The organism is Chryseobacterium amylolyticum (assembly GCF_051011775.1).
GTDB lineage: Bacteria > Bacteroidota > Bacteroidia > Flavobacteriales > Weeksellaceae > Chryseobacterium.
On record NZ_JBPCHX010000004.1, the window covers coordinates 368,148 to 386,034 of the forward strand.

At 38.1% G+C, this 17,887-nt stretch carries 17 protein-coding genes; 10 read left to right on the forward strand and 7 right to left on the reverse strand.

Annotated elements, in window-relative coordinates:
• Positions 1-378: 378 nt before the first annotated feature.
• From ACR1PO_RS13555 to ACR1PO_RS13565, 3 genes are all read right to left on the reverse strand, one after another.
• Positions 379-516 (reverse strand): hypothetical protein, encoded by a 138-nt coding sequence (locus ACR1PO_RS13555; protein WP_002980888.1) that lies wholly within the window; start codon positions 514-516, stop codon positions 379-381.
• 103 nt (positions 517-619) lie between these two features.
• Positions 620-1,639, reverse strand: coding sequence for a helix-turn-helix transcriptional regulator (locus ACR1PO_RS13560; RefSeq protein ID WP_433987094.1), 1,020 nt, complete (start codon positions 1,637-1,639; stop codon positions 620-622).
• Between the two features lie 64 nt (positions 1,640-1,703).
• Complete coding sequence (locus ACR1PO_RS13565; protein WP_332389055.1) at positions 1,704-2,039, reverse strand: HopJ type III effector protein; 336 nt, start codon at positions 2,037-2,039, stop codon at positions 1,704-1,706.
• A gap of 737 nt (positions 2,040-2,776) precedes the next feature.
• On the opposite strand from ACR1PO_RS13565, the gene ACR1PO_RS13570 reads away from it, so the two are divergent.
• The gene (locus tag ACR1PO_RS13570; RefSeq protein ID WP_376779110.1) at positions 2,777-3,577 is read left to right on the forward strand and encodes an RtcB family protein; all 801 of its coding nucleotides are present in this window, start codon (positions 2,777-2,779) and stop codon (positions 3,575-3,577) included.
• 291 nt (positions 3,578-3,868) lie between these two features.
• Entirely contained in the window at positions 3,869-5,623 is a 1,755-nt protein-coding gene (locus ACR1PO_RS13575; protein WP_433987095.1) for a hypothetical protein, read from the forward strand.
• A gap of 384 nt (positions 5,624-6,007) precedes the next feature.
• Here the strand turns inward: ACR1PO_RS13575 and cobC are convergent, their stop codons facing one another.
• Positions 6,008-6,562, reverse strand: coding sequence for an alpha-ribazole phosphatase family protein (gene cobC, locus ACR1PO_RS13580; RefSeq protein WP_433987096.1), 555 nt, complete (start codon positions 6,560-6,562; stop codon positions 6,008-6,010).
• Positions 6,547-7,335, reverse strand: coding sequence for an adenosylcobinamide-GDP ribazoletransferase (locus ACR1PO_RS13585; protein ID WP_433987097.1), 789 nt, complete (start codon positions 7,333-7,335; stop codon positions 6,547-6,549). The genes cobC and ACR1PO_RS13585 overlap by 16 nt, the downstream gene beginning before the upstream one ends.
• Positions 7,336-7,499: 164 nt before the next feature.
• Between ACR1PO_RS13585 and ACR1PO_RS13590 the strand changes: the two genes are divergently transcribed.
• Entirely contained in the window at positions 7,500-8,507 is a 1,008-nt protein-coding gene (locus ACR1PO_RS13590; protein ID WP_433987098.1) for a hypothetical protein, read from the forward strand.
• Positions 8,508-8,564: 57 nt separating this feature from the next.
• Here ACR1PO_RS13590 and cobT read toward each other — a convergent pair whose 3' ends face one another.
• Positions 8,565-9,572: a nicotinate-nucleotide--dimethylbenzimidazole phosphoribosyltransferase gene (gene cobT, locus ACR1PO_RS13595; RefSeq protein ID WP_433987099.1), complete on the reverse strand. Its 1,008-nt coding sequence runs from the start codon at positions 9,570-9,572 to the stop codon at positions 8,565-8,567.
• Positions 9,573-9,850: 278 nt separating this feature from the next.
• Between cobT and ACR1PO_RS13600 the strand changes: the two genes are divergently transcribed.
• The 3 genes from ACR1PO_RS13600 to ACR1PO_RS13610 are packed head-to-tail and all read left to right on the forward strand — an operon-like array spanning position 9,851 to position 12,239.
• A complete protein-coding gene (locus ACR1PO_RS13600; RefSeq protein WP_433987100.1) occupies positions 9,851-10,600 on the forward strand; it encodes a nucleotidyltransferase domain-containing protein in 750 nt (249 codons plus the stop codon).
• 11 nt (positions 10,601-10,611) lie between these two features.
• Positions 10,612-11,139 (forward strand): hypothetical protein, encoded by a 528-nt coding sequence (locus tag ACR1PO_RS13605; RefSeq protein WP_433987101.1) that lies wholly within the window; start codon positions 10,612-10,614, stop codon positions 11,137-11,139.
• A 2-nt stretch (positions 11,140-11,141) separates the two neighbouring features.
• Positions 11,142-12,239 carry a nucleotidyltransferase domain-containing protein gene (locus ACR1PO_RS13610; protein WP_332389045.1) on the forward strand — a complete coding sequence of 366 codons (1,098 nt, stop codon included), beginning with the start codon at positions 11,142-11,144 and terminating at the stop codon, positions 12,237-12,239.
• Positions 12,240-12,337: 98 nt separating this feature from the next.
• Here the strand turns inward: ACR1PO_RS13610 and ACR1PO_RS13615 are convergent, their stop codons facing one another.
• Complete coding sequence (locus ACR1PO_RS13615; protein ID WP_433987102.1) at positions 12,338-12,679, reverse strand: TfoX/Sxy family protein; 342 nt, start codon at positions 12,677-12,679, stop codon at positions 12,338-12,340.
• Between the two features lie 161 nt (positions 12,680-12,840).
• Here ACR1PO_RS13615 and ACR1PO_RS13620 point away from each other — a divergent pair, with 161 nt between their 5' ends.
• The 4 genes from ACR1PO_RS13620 to ACR1PO_RS13635 all read left to right on the forward strand — a co-directional run bounded on the left by ACR1PO_RS13620 (position 12,841) and on the right by ACR1PO_RS13635 (position 17,855).
• The gene (locus ACR1PO_RS13620; RefSeq protein WP_433987103.1) at positions 12,841-13,356 is read left to right on the forward strand and encodes a DUF2975 domain-containing protein; all 516 of its coding nucleotides are present in this window, start codon (positions 12,841-12,843) and stop codon (positions 13,354-13,356) included.
• 1 nt (position 13,357) lies between these two features.
• Complete coding sequence (locus tag ACR1PO_RS13625; protein ID WP_002980904.1) at positions 13,358-13,561, forward strand: helix-turn-helix domain-containing protein; 204 nt, start codon at positions 13,358-13,360, stop codon at positions 13,559-13,561.
• Between the two features lie 176 nt (positions 13,562-13,737).
• Complete coding sequence (locus tag ACR1PO_RS13630; RefSeq protein ID WP_433987104.1) at positions 13,738-14,610, forward strand: ABC transporter ATP-binding protein; 873 nt, start codon at positions 13,738-13,740, stop codon at positions 14,608-14,610.
• A gap of 2 nt (positions 14,611-14,612) precedes the next feature.
• A complete protein-coding gene (locus ACR1PO_RS13635; RefSeq protein ID WP_433987105.1) occupies positions 14,613-17,855 on the forward strand; it encodes an ABC transporter permease/M1 family aminopeptidase in 3,243 nt (1,080 codons plus the stop codon).
• Positions 17,856-17,887 lie beyond the last annotated feature (32 nt).

A 17,887-nucleotide genomic window follows, 5' to 3' on the forward strand; every position in this document is an offset into this window, starting at 1 on the left:
CTTTTTTAAACGCTTAAGTTGTTTCAGATACTATTAAATGCTTGAGAAGTGCACTTAAGCTTTTGAAACCTTACATTCACATAATTAATAAACAATTTGGATTCCTGCGGAATGACATACTGTGTGAATAGGCCATCATTACAATTGTGTCATTCCGTAGAAATCCAGCCACAATCTCGCAAAAAATTACAATTCTGACCAATAACTCAACTGAAACATAAGAATTCCCCTCCTCTGGAGGGGTGGCAAAAATTCATAGAATTTTTGACGGGGTGGTTCTCAGCGTTCATCAAAAAAGTCCATTAACAATAAAAAAAGAGACTGTACCTAGTTATGACAGTCTCTTTTCAATAATTTTAAATTTTAACTACTTTACGTTTAAGCCGTAATCTGCTTTGGTTCTTTTTCTTTCTGATCTTCTTTTTTATCAAGTTTCTCAGATATTTTTTTAACAATATATTCTATTGCTATGGGTGCTATGATTGCAATTAATGCTTTAAATATTCTTGATTTCATACATATAATTTTGTGATTATAAATAATGCAATTTCCAAGCCAAGATGGAATAAAGAAACAAACACATCTTTATAACCTGATGATAATAAAGCATTTAAATCAATCAGATTTCTTCAGGGATGATCAGGTTCTGATAATTTTTATATCCAGCACTGAACTTTTCCTCCATTTTCAGCCTTAATTTCTTTGGCTTATGCACAATCAGAGAATCTCCGAACCCTAATAACAGTCTTTCCAGCTCAAAATTGATCTGGACACAGATTTTAAAAAGTGTACCCTCATGGTCTTCTCTGATAACCTCCTGACTTTTATGCAGCGGCTTGGTTTTCACATACGGTGCATTTCCTGCATCTACCCAGAAGATCACGTTTCTCGGATCCATTGATTCTGATACGGTAACTCCTACAATATCTTTGAAATATTCATCCCCATCCAGGTTTTTATCAATATACCGGAGATTGTCATCCACTTCAATACTTTCCATTCTGTCCAGTGCCAGATTGTACATTTTCTGTTTGTAAAGACAGATCAGGAACCAACGATTGTTAAATTCCTTCAGCAGCTGAGGATGGACGGTATATATACTGGATTCCCTTGCCGTAAAACTTTTATAAAGAATCTTCAAAACCTTTTTATTAGCAATACTGTCGTACAGAATATCAATATGTTCCAAGCCTTTCAGCTGTTCATTTTTATCCAGATGAATAATTGATTTCTGGCTGGTTGCATGAATAGAGTCTTCCAGCTTCTGAATGACCCCGTTCATCTCTTTGAACATGGAGAAGTCCTTGAACTGTTTCAGGATCTGAACTGCATTATTCATCGCTTTCAGATCACTTTCATTCACCGAAATATTGTGAATACTGTATTCAGGATCACTGTAACGGTAGTATTTTCTTTCGTAAACCTCAATAGGAGCCTCATATCCGAATTTTTCACTCCGCATATTCTGAAGATCCAGCTGAACTGTACGTTTACTTACATAGGATTCTTTCCCTTCAAATTCAAACAATGCTTCCGAACATTCATCAATGAGATCCTCCAGCGTATATTTCCTGTATTTGTTTTTAAGACATTTATCTAATGTTTTATACCGGATCAGAGCATTTTTATTGGATGACATACCTTAGTGTTTAATGATTGGGTGTTTTTAAATGAAATTTGCTTTTTTCTGCTCTTTCTTAAAATTATTTTTCTTTTAAAGCATTGTCATCAAAGGTAATTCCATCCCAGCCGAATTTCATAAAGTTCCGGATATTCTGATGGTCAGTTCCTTCGGGATTTTTCAAAACATCTTCTCTGTAAAACTCACCAAACAGCCAAAGAGTTTCTTCTTTTGTAAGATCCTGCATGCTGGCAAAGCTGAAAACCTTGCATGAACCATTGTTTTGCCCGGCCTGATTGGTAGTATCTCCGTTTTGAAAAGCAGTAGGTGTAAACTCATAATGTTCGTCAATATAAGCGACAACATCACTAAACTGAATGGTTTCAGGGAAATGTTTTAATTGTTCTAATAGTACCATAGATATCGGTTTTATTATTTTTTATTTATTTCATACAGATTTCCACCCTGGATGATCTGATTTTTAATTTTTGTAAAAATAATTAAAATTTCTTTATCTACGCAAAACTATTGCGTAATAAGGTTGTTACTTTGCATCATCAAAATGAAACAACAATGGAATTTAATGGAAATCATTTAATCGAATTAGGATATAGACCTGGAAAATGGTTTAAAGATGCCATTAGCTATATCAATGAGAATAAACTGAATGAACAGCAGATCACAGAATATCTGGCTCAGTTCACCCAGCCGGAGCTTATTCCGCTTCACGAGACAGCTAAAGATTTTATGATCAACATCCGGGCTGAGCATGAAAGTGAGAATGATAATGTAGATAAAGTAATCAAAACAATGGGTGTTCTGATGAAAACCCCTACTCTGATTGGCGGAGCTTTAATGCCGGATGCCTGCCCTACCGGTCCTGAAGGTCAGATTCCGGTAGGTGGCGTGGTGATTGCGCAAAATGCTATTCACCCGGGATTCCATAGCGCTGATATCTGCTGTTCTGTGATGCTGACGGATTTTGGAAAAGCCAATCCAAAAGATGTTCTGGATGCTGCGCATTCTGTAACACACTTCGGGTATGGAGGAAGACCAAGAGGAGAACAGATGCCGATGTCCCAGGAACTGATGGAGGCTTTCAGAGAAAATGAATTCTTAAATGATGAAAAGCTGATCAGCATTGCCCGTTCTCATATGGGAACCCAGGGAGACGGAAACCACTTCCTTTTTGTCGGAATTTCCAAAAATACAGGAAATACCATGATGGTAACCCATCACGGATCAAGAGCCCCGGGAGCTGCTTTATATGATAAAGGAATGAAGGTGGCCAACCGTTTCAGACAGGAAATTTCTCCCGAAACATTGAGAGAAAATGCCTGGATTCCTTATGATACGGAAGAAGGTAAATCCTATTGGGAAGCGCTTCAGCTGATCAGACAATGGACTAAAGAAAACCATACTTCCATCCATGATGCTGTTCTGAACAAGCTTGAAATGGAAAAGGAAAACAGATACTGGAACGAACATAATTTCGTTTTCAAGGATGGAGACCTGTTCTACCATGCCAAAGGAGCAACTCCGCTGGATGATAAATTTATGCCTGATATTACGGGACCAAGACTGATTCCATTGAATATGGCTGAACCGGTACTGATTGTTCAGGGAACAACTAACGAAAGAAACTTAGGTTTTGCACCGCATGGAGCAGGAAGAAACTTCAGCAGAAGCCAGCATAAAAAGTCTCTGGCTCATAAAACGACTGAGGAAATCTTCAATGAGGAAACCGCCGGATTGGATATCCGTTTCTATTCCAATGAAATTGATATTTCTGAACTTCCAAGCGCTTATAAAAGTGCCAAGAATGTAAGAGCGCAGATTGAAGAGTACGGACTTTGTGAAGTTCTGGATGAAGTAATGCCTTACGGATGTATCATGGCCGGAGATGTGCAGAAAAATGCACCATGGAAGAAAAAGAAGAAATATAGAAAAGCATAATTTTTAAAAGTGTACTCAAACCTTACGGGTTTTAGAAACCCGTAAGGTTTAAATAAAAACAACCCAAGTTTCTCAGCACTAAAAAATTATTTTAAAGAAAAAACTCAGGCACAGAAAGTTCCTATAAGGTTAAAATTACTTTCCGCCTTTTTATACATTATAAGGCAAAGAGAGTTCCTATATTTTTTGGATAAATTACTCCCCGCTTTTTATAAACTATAGGTAAAAGGAGTTCCTATACCCTTCACTTTTAATGAAATTACTCCTCACTTATTTTTTAAACTTAAAACAATGAAAACACTACAATTATTCAATGCTGTACTGGCTAAAGAATCGAATGCAAAGCCATTTATTTCCAATGACGGTTTTATCATTGAACCTGATGCTGTTTGGGCAAAAAATGAAATCATATCCTTCTATGCCAAGGAAAAACTGAACGGAAATGACCTGAATAAAACCTTCCATAAATCATGGGAGAAAATAAAGAATACCTCCAGATATGATTTATTAATTGAACAGATCACCCATTATGTTTCAACCTATGGAAGTGATTTTCAGAACGAAATTTATATTCCTGCTGAAATACTGAATGTCCCGGATATGAAGATGGTTTTTAAAGTCATCAAAGCGTATACTGTGGAAGAAATGCAGGAAAAATGTCTTTCTCTTTTAAAATCAGGAATGGCTTTAAAGGAAGAAACCATTGATGATTTGCTTGATATTCTGCATAACGAACTGGAATATGATTTTACAGGAAAAGAAAATATCAGAAATAAGGAAGCCATTATAAAAATAGCCGACCAGTACGATATTTACCCTGAAAATCCTGTTGAGTTTTTCCGTTATATTATTTATAAAACAACCAACACGACGCTTTTAATCAAAAATAATGATCTGATTAACCTGATCAAACAGAGTAATTTCAATCCAACCTATTTGTTTGAAAGCTTCGGTCTGGAAAAAATGGCAGAAATTTTCAATAGGTTCAAACCTTTATTCCTGGCTTACAAAAGCAGAGCTCCGAAAGCCGTCAATAAAATATCAAAGCTGTCTAAAGTGCATCATAAACCACTGATCACAAATCCGTTGAATAATGCCACCAATACATTGCTGGAAAACAGCGACTGGCACTGGCTGGAAAATGCGACACCGTTTGCATTGTTCAAAGCATTGTCAGCATGCTATTCAAGAATGTATGGGCAGGATACCTTTGTGTACAGAGTGCGAAACGGAAAATCATGGACTAAAAAAGGGAAGGAAACTTACGTGAATCAGTTCAATTATGATTTTATTCTGGATTTTCTGAAACTGAAGTATGAAAACCTATCCGGAAAGAAATTCTATTTCCCTGAGCATGTAGAATTTGCATTACCAACTTCTGAAAAGATGTTTGTAGGAAATATTCCTGCCGGAACCCGTTTTTATGCTGAAAGACTTGCTGTAGGGGTCTATTGGGAAGATCGTTGGGGTGCCCGTGACCTTGACCTTTCAGGATTGAATATTGCAGGAAAAATAGGCTGGAATGCTGCTTATAATCACGAAAACGGACAGCTGATGTACTCCGGAGATATGACTTCTGCACCCAATGGTGCCGTTGAATATCTTTACGCCAATAAAGGACATTGTGCACCAACACTTGTGATGAACAACGTTTTCAGTGGGAATGCGGATTCCGGATATAAAATCATTATCGGAAAAGGAGATAATATCTCTTATGACTATATGATGAATCCTAATAATCTGTTTGCTGAAGCCAGATGTAACGCTGTCCAGAAGCAAATGATTCTGGGAATGCTGGCCACAAAAAACGAAAAACAATGTTTCGTACTATTGAATTTCGGAGCAGGTCATTCTCATGTTTCAGGAAATAATCAGGTTTCTACGATGGCAACAACGGCATTATACCAGCAATGGTATGAAGCAATGTCCTTCAATGAGCTTGTAAAAGAGCTTGGGGCTGAGATCACCACAGAAAAAGCGGAAGCTGATTTTGATTTCTCGCTGGAAAGCCTGGAAAAAGATAGTTTTATCAGGATTTTTAAATAAATTCTAAGACGTCATCTGGTTGCATCAGGTGGCGTTTTTGTGAAATTTTGCTGGTAAACGCTGAAAACTACCCGTCAAAAATTCTTTGAATTTCCGCCACCCCTCCGAGGGAGGAGAATTTTCATGTTTCAGTTCAAATAGTATTCAGAATTGCAATTCCCAATTAATTTTACCTGATAACACCAACTGGATTTCTATGGAATGACACAATTGCAATGATAGTTTATCCATACAGTTTGTCATTCCGTAGAAATCCAGCCTCCAAAAATCAGAATTACCTAAATGTATTCTATTACAAACAGCTTAAGTTTCGGCTAAAGCCGTTTGAAAACTGTAATCTTATTAAACGGACTAAAGTCCGTTCCTATTGAATAAGAACAGCTATTATACATTCACCTTTTTTACGAAAAAAATCCCTTCATTCACATGAATAATCACTTTCTTTCCATAATCAATCTGAATAGTAAACATATTCTCCAGCGGAAACTGAAGCACAGTCTGAAGGATCAGACGAATGACTCCGGCATGAGTAATAATGAGTACTTTCTCCTTACTTTTTCTACCAATTAAATCCCGCCAGAAGCTGAGAACTCTGTTTTGCATTTCAAGAAGATTTTCTCCGCCGGCAGTTTTAATATTGACGAAATCTTTGTACCACGGAGTGATTTCTTCTTCCGGAATATCGGTCCATTTTTTCAGTTCCCAATTCCCGAAATTCATTTCACGGAGTCTTTCATCGGTGTGATAATTAAATTTAAAATAATCCGCTAACAAACGGCAGCGCTCAGAAGGACTGGAAATAATGACATCAAAACGACAATCAATATCCAGCGATTTAAAATCATCAATATAATTTTTCTTTAAAGGCATCTCTGCAAAACCATAACACAGATTTTCAGGATTTTCTACAGCGGTATGACGGATCAGATGAATTTCCATACGATGATTGTTCCTAGATAAAATAAAACTTCACAAACCTGCTGAACAGATCCCAGACAGTCTCCTGTGTAACCGCCGATATGTTTTTTAAAATACCAGCCCATATATATTTTACCAGCATAAGCCAAAGCAAAAGCGAAAATCAATCTCCAGTCCGGGATCAGGGCAAAAGCCACCAGAACACTAATAAATCCTACCAGCAAAGCTGTTCCATCCAGAGGCTTATTGGCCAGAGGCTTTGATTTACTGACATCGATATCCGTAACATATTGGTGGGTATAGATCATCGTTCCTGAAATAAACCGGCTCACCGTATGGGCCAGAATAATGATTCCCAGTACTCTGACCGGTTGATCACCGACACTACCCAACGCCTGAATACTGTAAAACTTTAAAGCAAAAAGCAGAATAATGCCTATGGTACCATATGCTCCTACCCGGCTGTCCTTCATAATGGTCAGGATTTTTTCTTTTCCGTATCCGCCCCCGAAACTGTCACACATATCTGTAAAACCATCTTCATGGAAAGCTCCTGTCAGCAAAACACCGGCAATCATCATTAAAACGATCCCAATCTCAAGGTTAAACAACATGGTAGAAAAAAAAAGCACCACTGCATTGATCAATCCTACCAAAAGACCTACCCACGCAAAATATTTCTGAGATTTATTCATAATCTCACTGGAATACGGAACAGTAAACGGAACCGGAATTCTGGTGAAGAACATGAGTGCTGTAGCAAAATAGATCAGTTCATTTTTGAGGATTTTCATTTTCTTTTTAGTCTAAAAAATTACTTAGTCAGTTCCTGTAAAATTAGGAAAGCTTTTAACAACGGTAAAGGGATCAGTTAAAAAAAAAAGAAACATGAATCTTATCACCTTAAGATTTACCTTTTGCATTCAGCATATTTTTTACTTTTGCCCCATTAATAACCATGAAAAAAGAACAAATGAAAAAAGCGTATTTCGTTGGATTATGTCTTATATCCATCGTAAGCTGTTCAGCTCCCGGTGATGAGCTGGACAATGTAAATGAAGCACAAGCCTTAAATGCATCCGGTAGTAACATGTTAGCAAAAGGAGGCTTCAGAGATACTCCGGACACCCCAACTCCTCCCCCTGCAGGAATCTGGTCAAAATCTTTTTATTTAACGAATCCTATTTACGGTTTCTACAGTAATCTGACCAAAAAGCACCTGTACAATACCTCTCCGTTACCGTCCGAACTTCCTAAATCCTATCCAGGACTGGACTATTACTTTCAGGAAAGTTTATTAGGTTCTGCAGACGGACCCGGCCCTGTCATTACAAGATGGTTTCACACAGGAACCAATGATCTGGTATTAACGACTAATCCTAATGAATTGGTGGGACAAAGCAATTGGGAGAAAAGAAATCTCGGCACCAGCTATAATGGTGATGAGCCTGGAAGTTTTCCTATTTACAGGTATTTCAACGGTGATAAAAAGACGCACTTTTACACCAGAGACAAAAATGAGCTGGGAGACGGAAAAGACGGCTATGAATATGAAGGAATCGCTTTCTACCTGAAAGATTCTGAACCCAAAGCATACCGTGTTCATGACGGACAGTTTTTCCAGGATAATGCGACAGGAACCCTTTATATCGTATTTGAAAGTACCCTGAGACGTATTGAATCTTTTGCAGTGATCAATAATCTGTTTGCTGTTCAGGGTAAAGCCTATCTGGTTTTTAAGGTAAATATAGAAGATTACACAGGAGAAAGAGGACCGGACATCACTTCAGGAACCCAGCTGGTACGAAACACCAATACCGGAAAACTTTATCTTGTAGATGATGGTTTATACAGGTATATCCCTACGATGCAGATATTTAATATCTATAAATTCAATGAGGATGCCATTCAAAATAAACCTGTAAGAATGATGTTTACAGGTAAAGATGTTGCACACACTTATTAATTATAATTGATTTTAAGATAAAAAGGGGCTTCATTGCCCCTTTCTTATTGTATGAAGTTAAGATGATTTATTAGAAATATGAGCATCTTCAAAGCTGGACATTTCATTCAGGAAATTAACGGCACTTTGAATAATCGGATAGGCTAAAGCACAGCCTGTTCCTTCTCCGAGGCGCAGATTCAGATTGAGAATAGCCTGTTCTCTCATCAGTCCCAATAACTGAGGATGGGCATTTTCATTGCTTACATGGCAGAAGATACAATTGTTCAGAATCTCAGGATTCTTTTTCCAGACTGTGGCTACCGCTACCGTGGCGATAAAACCATCTACCATGATCAGCATATTATGGTGATATGCTTCTTCTATGGCTCCGATCATTTGGGCAATTTCCAATCCGCCAAAGGTCTGGGCAATTTCATCTTCGGTCATTTCGGAAGGATATTTTTCAACCGCTTCCGTTAAGATATGGATCTTATTCTGCAGCTGATGGTCATTCAATCCGGTTCCACGTCCTACACAGTGGGTGACCGGAATATCAAAGAGCTTGCTCATCATCAAAGAAGAAGCAGATGTATTTCCTATTCCCATTTCTCCAAAACCTATAATATTGCAGCCTTTTTTCGCAATATCATTCACCACAGATTTTCCATTTTTAAGAGCCTGCCGGTATTCTTCAGGCGTCATGGCAGGTTCCTCCAGGATATTACGGCTGGATTTTCTTACCTTTTTATCAATCAGATTCAGTCCTTCCGGAAAATCGAAATTCACTCCGGCATCTACAATTTTGATTGTAATACCATTCTGTCTGCAAAAAACATTGATGGCGGCACCTCCTCCTAAGAAATTCATCACCATCTGATAGGTGACTTCCTGTGGATAGGCACTTACGCCTGCAGTGGCAATTCCATGATCGGCAGCAAAAACTACCATATGAGGATTCAGTAACTGTGGTGAAGTGGTTTTTTGTACCATTCCTATTTTATGGGCCAGATGTTCCAAATGCCCTAATGCGCCTAAAGGTTTTGTTTTAAAATCAATTTTATGCTGTAATTCTGATGATAACATGGATCTTTATAGTGATGTTAAATGGAAAAATGCAATATTAGTGAAATAGAGAGTATTTTGTATGGTTTGTCTGGAGTTTTTATAAGCTGGAAGCCAGAAGCCGGGAGCTGGAAGCTAAATATCCCTCAATTTCAAACTCTCTGACCTTATAACGCTCCCACTCTCAAACACTCTCACTCTCCTACTCTCAAACCCGAAACCCGGATCCCGCAACAAAAAAAAACAACGTAAGAACATTGCGCACTTCGCTCTTTACTTTGCAGTATAAATCAAAAACAATGACACCCAAAATACTTGAAAAAATAAAAGAAATAGAAGCAGCACGGGGCGTGGAAGTCCTTCTTGCAGTAGAATCAGGAAGCAGAGCCTGGGGTTTTGCATCTCCTGACAGTGATTATGATATCCGTTTTATATACCGTCATGAAAAAGACTGGTACCTTTCTCCCTGGGATAAAGATGAAACAATAGAATTTATGACAGAAGATGATCTGGACGGCTCCGGTTGGGACCTGCGAAAGACGTTTCATCTCTTGTTAAAGTCGAATGCGGCTTTATTGAGCTGGTTCTATTCCCCTATCGTTTATAAAGCGGATGAAAAGTTTGTAGAACTGTTCAAACCTTTGGCAGATGCCTGTTTTTCTCCGGTTGCCATTTCTTACCATTATCTGAGCATGAGCAAGAAATACCTGGAAGCCTGCAGAAGTGATGAAGTCAAATTAAAAAGTTACTTTTATTGCTTACGAACCACGTTAACAGGAAAATGGATCATAGAAAAGGGAACAGTTCCTCCTGTATTATTCAGTGACCTGCTTGTTTTAACAGATGAAACCACCAGACGGAAAATAGAAGATCTTGTTGCCTTAAAAGCAACCAAAGGAGAATCCTATTACCACCCGAACGATTGGGAACTGTTTGATTTTCTGGAGAGAACAATCGCTGAAAATGAGGAAAAATCGAAAAGCTTATCGGGAGGAAAGGCGGATAAAGGGGAGATGGAGAGGGTTTTTAGGGAGGTATTAAGACATTAAAATTTAAATCCATGAAGAAAAAGAATTCTTTCATTGAACACTGCAGTACAATACAGTCAAAATACGGAATAATAATACCGGAAAACATCCGGAATTATTTTGCCACATTTCCTGAACAATCTGAAAATTTTTATTATCAGGCGCTCAAAAATGCTGATGATTATAAAATATTTTATACTAAGGAGTTTGTAGAGTTTGTTGTCACTAAATATATGGATGCCGATACAAATTTTGAATTTCTTCAAAATATCCTTGATGAAGGAAATTATGAGTATTCATTACTCGAAAAAAAATTTATTTCTGAAAGTATTGATTTTTCATTTTTGAATGAATGCCTTCAGAAATTTAAAACTACTGCTTTTTATATTGGGGTTTATACATTTGAAACGTGCGGAGGTGAAGAATTTCTGATTATAAATGGTGATAAAAAAGGATATATTGCAGGACGTTCCCATTATGGATTTGAAAAAAATGAGATTAACAATCTCATGATTAAATATCAAAAAATTGATTTTATCAAGAAATTACAATTTAAATAAAAATGACCATCCAAGACCTAAAAAACAAAAACCTCCTCCTCTTCGAAGCCATTTCCGGAAGCAGAGCTTTCGGGTTGGCGACGGAAAATTCTGATACGGATATCCGCGGGGTGTATTATCTGCCGAAGGAAGATTTCTTTGGGCTGAACTATATTCCGCAGATTTCCAATGAGACGAATGATATTACCTATTATGAAATCGGGAGGTTTATAGAACTGCTGCAGAAAAACAATCCTAATATCCTGGAAATTCTGGCCAGTCCGGAGGATTGTATGCTGTACAGACATCCGTTGATGGATCTGCTGAAAACGGAGGATTTCCTATCCAGACTCTGTAAAGGTACCTTTGCAGGTTATGCGGTTTCACAGATTAAAAAGGCCAAAGGACTCAATAAAAAAATTGTAAACCCTGTTGATAAAGAAAGGAAATCGATTCTGGATTTCTGCTTTATCCTTGACGGACAAGGTTCTGTTTCATTGAAAAACTGGCTGAATGAATTCCGATCCTCTGGAGGGGTGTCCGTAGGACGGGGTGGTCTCTCACAGGAAAATTGCGGATTGGTGAGCATTGATCATACAAAAGGAATGTATGCTTTATTTTACGATGAGTCGGGAATATTGGGATATAAAGGAATTATTCAGAATGAAGAGGCTAATCAGGTTTGCGTATCGTCCGTTCCTAAAAATGAAAAACCGGTCGCTTATATGTTCTGCAATCTTGATGCGTACTCTGTTTACTGTAAAGACTACAGGGAATACTGGAAATGGGTGGCTGAGCGTAATGAAGACCGTTACAATGTTAATCAGACCCACGGACAGAACTATGACAGCAAAAATATGATGCACACCATCCGGCTGCTGCAGTCATGTGAACAGATTTTTAAAACCGGTTCACTGACGATTCGTGTAGAAAACCGTGACGAACTTCTAGATATCAAAGCGGGCAACCAGTCGTATGAAAGCGTCATGCAAAAGGCTGAAAACCTGATACAATCCATAGAAGATCATTATTCTACTACCACTCTGCCCGACTTTCCGGATCTGGATAAAACAACAAAAATATTAATTCAGATCAGAGAAAAACTGTATAATAATGAGTGATGAATGGTGGGACTGTTGAATTGCCAATGCTCCCACTCTCAAACTCTTTCACCCTTAAACTCAACCACCCGCACCCCGAATCCCGAATCCCGCACCACTCACTTCTTCGAGACCTTCGCCATCGGATTATAATCAAGGCAGATTTTGATCCAGTATTCAAAATCATCAGGCTTTTTGAAACCTGAAGGTTCTACGTAACAATATCCTTTAAGCTGCTTTCCTTTCATAATCATCGGCAAAAAGCCTTTCTTCTCCGAAACCTCATCTTCCAGTTCAGGATCGTAACGGCACATCAGATTTTCATGGCTGATGTTGATACACATCTTCCCGTTCACCAGAAAAGACAATCCGCTGAACATTTTCTTTTCTTCAATCTCCATATTATTTTCCAGAGAAAGTCGTTCGCGTACCCGGTCGGCAAGTTCAGTACTGTAAGCCATTATTTTAATTTTTAGTTATTTAAAATTAACAAAAAACAGTGATGATCACGCTATTTCTTCTTTTTAGAAATGGATTCTAATTTCAAAGGATAAAATTTTATTTAAATTAATTATTGTTTTACGATAATTAATTATACATTTGCAATATCAATATGCGTATCATGAATCAGACTAAAATTATTGCAAGAATTCTATTTTATATCTGTTCCGTATTATCGGTGGGATATTTAATCACTGTGCTGTACTCTCTGATCTGCCTTATAACAGATTTTTCTGTTACGCCTTATGGAGACGGGAAATACCTTCATATCAATTATCCGTTTACAGAAAAACCTTTCCTGAATATTGACAACAGCTATCCGTATATCATCTTTTCATTTCTGTCTGTGCTTATCACATACGGAATCTTTTTCTGGTTGGCCGCCAGGGTTTTCAGAGTATTTTTTCAGCAGAAACTTTTTACACAGGATAATATACGGCAGCTGACGAGATTTTACCTGTATAATATTTTCATTCCTCTTCCGCTGGTGATTATCGCGAGTTTCTTTGTGGAAGTAGAAAGTATCATCTGGGGACTGGTGTTTATTCACTTTATGCTTGGAATTTTCTGCCTGTTTCTTGCGAATATCTTTAAGCAAGGACTACATTTGCAAAACGAACAAGACCTATTTATTTAACATGCCAATTATAGTCAACTTAGATGTGATGCTTGCCAAACGAAAAATGCAGAGTAAAGAATTGGCAGAAAAACTGGGTATCACACCCGTTAACCTTTCTATCCTGAAGACCGGTAAAGCCAAAGGCGTCCGTTTCGATACCCTTGAAGCGATCTGTAAAATCCTGGAATGCCAGCCGGGAGATATTCTTGAATTTAAAGAGTAGTTGGGATTCAGAATGCGTGTTGCGAGGTTTGAGAGTCAGAGTGTTTGAGAGTGGAGTATAAAGTTCACTTCTAACTTCTAGCATCCAGCTTCCAGCCATAAACTTAAACTTTAAACTTTAAACCCAAAATTGCTGCCGAAAGGCCGCCTGTCCTTCTATTGCCCAAACACAACGCTATGAACACATTAACCATCAACAACCTTAGTCTTACCTATAAAAATGGTTTTCAAGCCATTAAGAACATTTCTCTTGATATCAAAAACGGAATGTTCGGGCTGCTTGGTCCGAACGGAGCCGGTAAATCCTCTCTGATGAAAACCATTGTCGGACTTCAGAAACCCACTTCCGGAACGCTGCTTTTCAATGATGTGGATATCGTTAAAAACCCTGATTATATTAAACAGAATCTGGGATTTCTTCCCCAGGATTTTGGCGTGTATCCGAAAGTGTCCGCGTATGATTTGTTAGAACATATTGCCATTCTGAAAGGCATTAACAATAAGAATCAACGTAAAACCCAAATTCTGGGTCTGCTTGAAAAAGTCAATCTTTCTGATTTTGCAAAAAAAGAAGTCCATACTTTTTCAGGCGGAATGAAACAGCGTTTTGGGGTGGCACAGGCCCTGTTAGGTGATCCGAAAATTATCATTGTCGATGAGCCTACTGCAGGACTGGATCCTGAAGAACGCAACCGTTTCAATACTTTGCTCAACGATATCAGTCAGGAAGTGATTGTTATTTTGTCTACCCATCTCGTGGAAGATGTCAGAAATCTCTGTTCGGAAATGGCAGTGATGAATCATGGACAGATCCTTAGAAAAGGAAACCCGGGAACATTGATGGCTGAACTGGAAAACAAAATATGGTCAAAACCTATCTACAAAAACGAGCTGGAAACTTATGGTTCCAATTATGAGATCATCAGCAGACAATTGCTGGAAAGAGAACTTCACATCACCGTATTTTCTGAAGAGTCCCCGAAAGACTTTATCTCCGTAACCCCTTTACTGGAACACGTTTATTTCCATACGCTTATTCAAAAACCTTAACCATGAACACTTTATTTATATTCGAAGCCAGACGTAGCACCTACCACTGGCCTGCCTATCTTGTGGCTTTACTTTTAACAGGAATAGGTATCTTCTGCGGCAGCCAGTTCAATCTTTCAGCCGGGGAAGGAATTTATCTGAACTCACCTTACACTATCGGTTTTATGACCGGAATGCTAAGCCTTGCCGTTATTTTTTTTGCTATCATTTATGCGTTACAACTGTTGTTCAGGGATCAGGATTCAAAATTTGACAGCATTCTGTTTTCTTTTCCTTTTTCAAAATACACTTATCTGAAAGGGAAATTTTATGCGTATTTCCTTCAGACTTTTTTAAGTTTTACATTTTTAATGACGGGCTTCCTCCTCGGGCAGCTGATGCGTACAGGAAGTGAAATGCAGGAGTATTTTAATATCCTGTATTACCTGTACCCATTATTGATCTTCGGGTTAATCAACAGTTTCTTTGTCTGCAGCTTTCTGTTCCTTATTTCATTTACAGTAAAGAAAAAACTGATGGTGGTAGCGGGCGGGCTGCTTCTGTATGTATTGTATATGATCATTTTACTGTTTTCCAATTCCCCGTTTATGGCAGGAAGTCTCCCTCAGTCATTGGAAACACAGCAGCTTTCGGCTTTGATCGATCCGTTTGGATTATCGGCTTATTTTTTGCAGGCCGGCGATCTTACAGTTCATCAGAAAAATATCCAGCTGGTCCCTTTCACGGGCTATATTCTGTTCAACAGAATCTTATTTTTACTGCTTTCTTTTGGATTTTTATTGCTATCCTTTACATTATTTTCTTTCTCCAATACATCAGGACAGAAAGTAAAAACACAGGAAAACCTTCAATCATTCTCTGAAATAGGTACATTGGAATATTCTATTGTTGCTCCAGACTTTAACTGGTGGTGTTCAATCCGGTCCGTATTTTCTTTCGTAAAAACGGACCTTACCTATCTGTTCAAGAGCATTGCTGTTCCTGCGGTTTCTATTCTGCTGCTATTCTCAGTCGGAATGGAAATGTATGCTGAAATTGAAAAAGGAATCCGCCTTCCGCAGAAGTATGCAAGCTCCGGACTGATGGCAGCAACCATCTCAGAGAATTTTCATCTGCTTGGCCTGCTGATTACGGCTTATTTTCTGAATGATATTTACTGGAGAAGCCAATCTTCCGGATTCAACCTGATTGAAAACAGTACTTTCTTTGCAAAAAACCGGTTAACTGGTCATTTTGTTTCGGTCAGTTTACTGCTGTTCTTCTTTACCGGGATTTTAATGGTTCAGGGAATTATTTTCCAGGCAGCTTATCAGTATTTTCATATTGATTGGAACGCCTATCTCGGTGTTTTTCTTTTCAATACTTTTCCTTTGATCTTATTTTCAGGATTTATCCTGTTGATAAATGACAGAATTCCCAATAAATTTATAGGGCTGGGAATTTCCATTCTTGCTGTTTTCATGTTGTCAGGACCGGTTTCCGGGAAAATCATTTCTTACCCTCTTCTCAGAATATTTTCAGATTTCAAAGGGTCTTACAGTGATTTTAACGGGTATGGAATTTATGAAAAAGCTTTTGCAGAAAGACTTATATTCGGAGGAGGGATCATCAGTATGCTGTGGTTATTCAACAGTATTGTAAAGATTAAAAAAATACGTGTTTCCGCTTTGATTTTCACTATCTTTCTGCTGATCTCAGGGATCATTGCCGGAATATTCTTTATGGAAGGATACGTTCCTAAAAATGAACAGCAGAACATCTTAAGTTCCGTAGAATATGAAAAGAATTACCGGAAATATGAACATATTCCACAGCCTGATATCACCGGTATTACTACAGAAATTAAGCTGTATCCTTCGGAAAATACTTATCAGATCACCGGAAAATATATACTTACCAACCTAACCAATCAACCCATTAATAAGATCCTTATCAATTTTAATAAAGACTTACAGCTTGAATCTGCTGTAATGACATCAGGAAATGAAAAAACAGAGATTCTTCAAAACATCACGGAAGTTATAGTAAAACAACCTCTTCTGCCGGGAAAAACTGCTTTTCTTGATTTTACATTATCATATCAATGGTTTGCTGTAAACGGACATCAGCCTTTTAATGCTGTCATAAAAAACGGATCATTTATGAGAATCAGCAGGTATTATCCTGTGATTGGTTATCAAAAAGATTATGAAATCCACGATCAGAAACAGCGCGATCATTTCAAACTGGGAAAGCGCACAGGATTGAAAGAACCAGAAGCTCCTGAAGTGGAAAAAAAAGATTTTATCGACCTCAATATGATTGTTTCCACCGAGAGGGATCAAACAGCCATAGGTACCGGAGATCTGATAAAAAAATGGACAAAATCCGGACGAAATTATTCCGAATATAAAGCAGAGCAGATTCCTTTCCGGTTTGCTGTTTCTTCTGCAGAATATAAAGTAAAAAGCATGAATTATAAAGGGATAGCCGTTACTATCTTTTATCATCAAAAACATTCTGAAAACGTCAGCCATCTTCTTGAAAATGCTAAGCTTACCTTGGATTATTGTCAGCAGAATTTTGGGCCATATCCTTTTAAAACCATCAGTTTTGCTGAAATTTCTTCTTTTACCCGGGGCTTTGCCGCCACTGCCTATCCTTCTGTGGTCTTTATGCCGGAAGATATGATTTTTCATGCCAATATACAGGCAGACAAGAAGCAGGATGTCATCAATGAACTGGCCGGGCATGAGCTTTCCCATCTCTGGTGGGGAAACAGCCGGGTTGATCCGGATGACCGGAAAGGCTCTGTAATGCTTACTGAAACGTTAGCGATGTATACGGAAATGATGCTGTATAAAAAAATGCATGGCAAAGAAAAAATGATGGAAAGAATCAAGGTACACCAGCAGATCTACGATAATGAAAAAGGACTGTCTGAGAATGTACCTATTTATAAAGCTACGGGAAATGTTCCTCACATTTCTTATTCCAAAGGTGCGATTGCCATGGTACAGTTGAGCAACCTGATAGGTGAAGATCATGTGAATACAGCCTTAAAAAACTTTCTCAACAATAACCGGTATCCAAAGAAACCCGCTTCATCAGACCTGATCCGTGAGTTTTACAAAGTTGCTCCTGACGCCTCAACCCGAAAACAGATTGACAGGTTATTTAAAACTACAGAAGATATCATTTTTACTTCCGGTCCTGATACGGCTTCCACAGAGGCAAAACTAAAGGAACCGATTGACGGGTTTTAATTTTTTCTGAAAATATTTTTCAGGAACTGTAA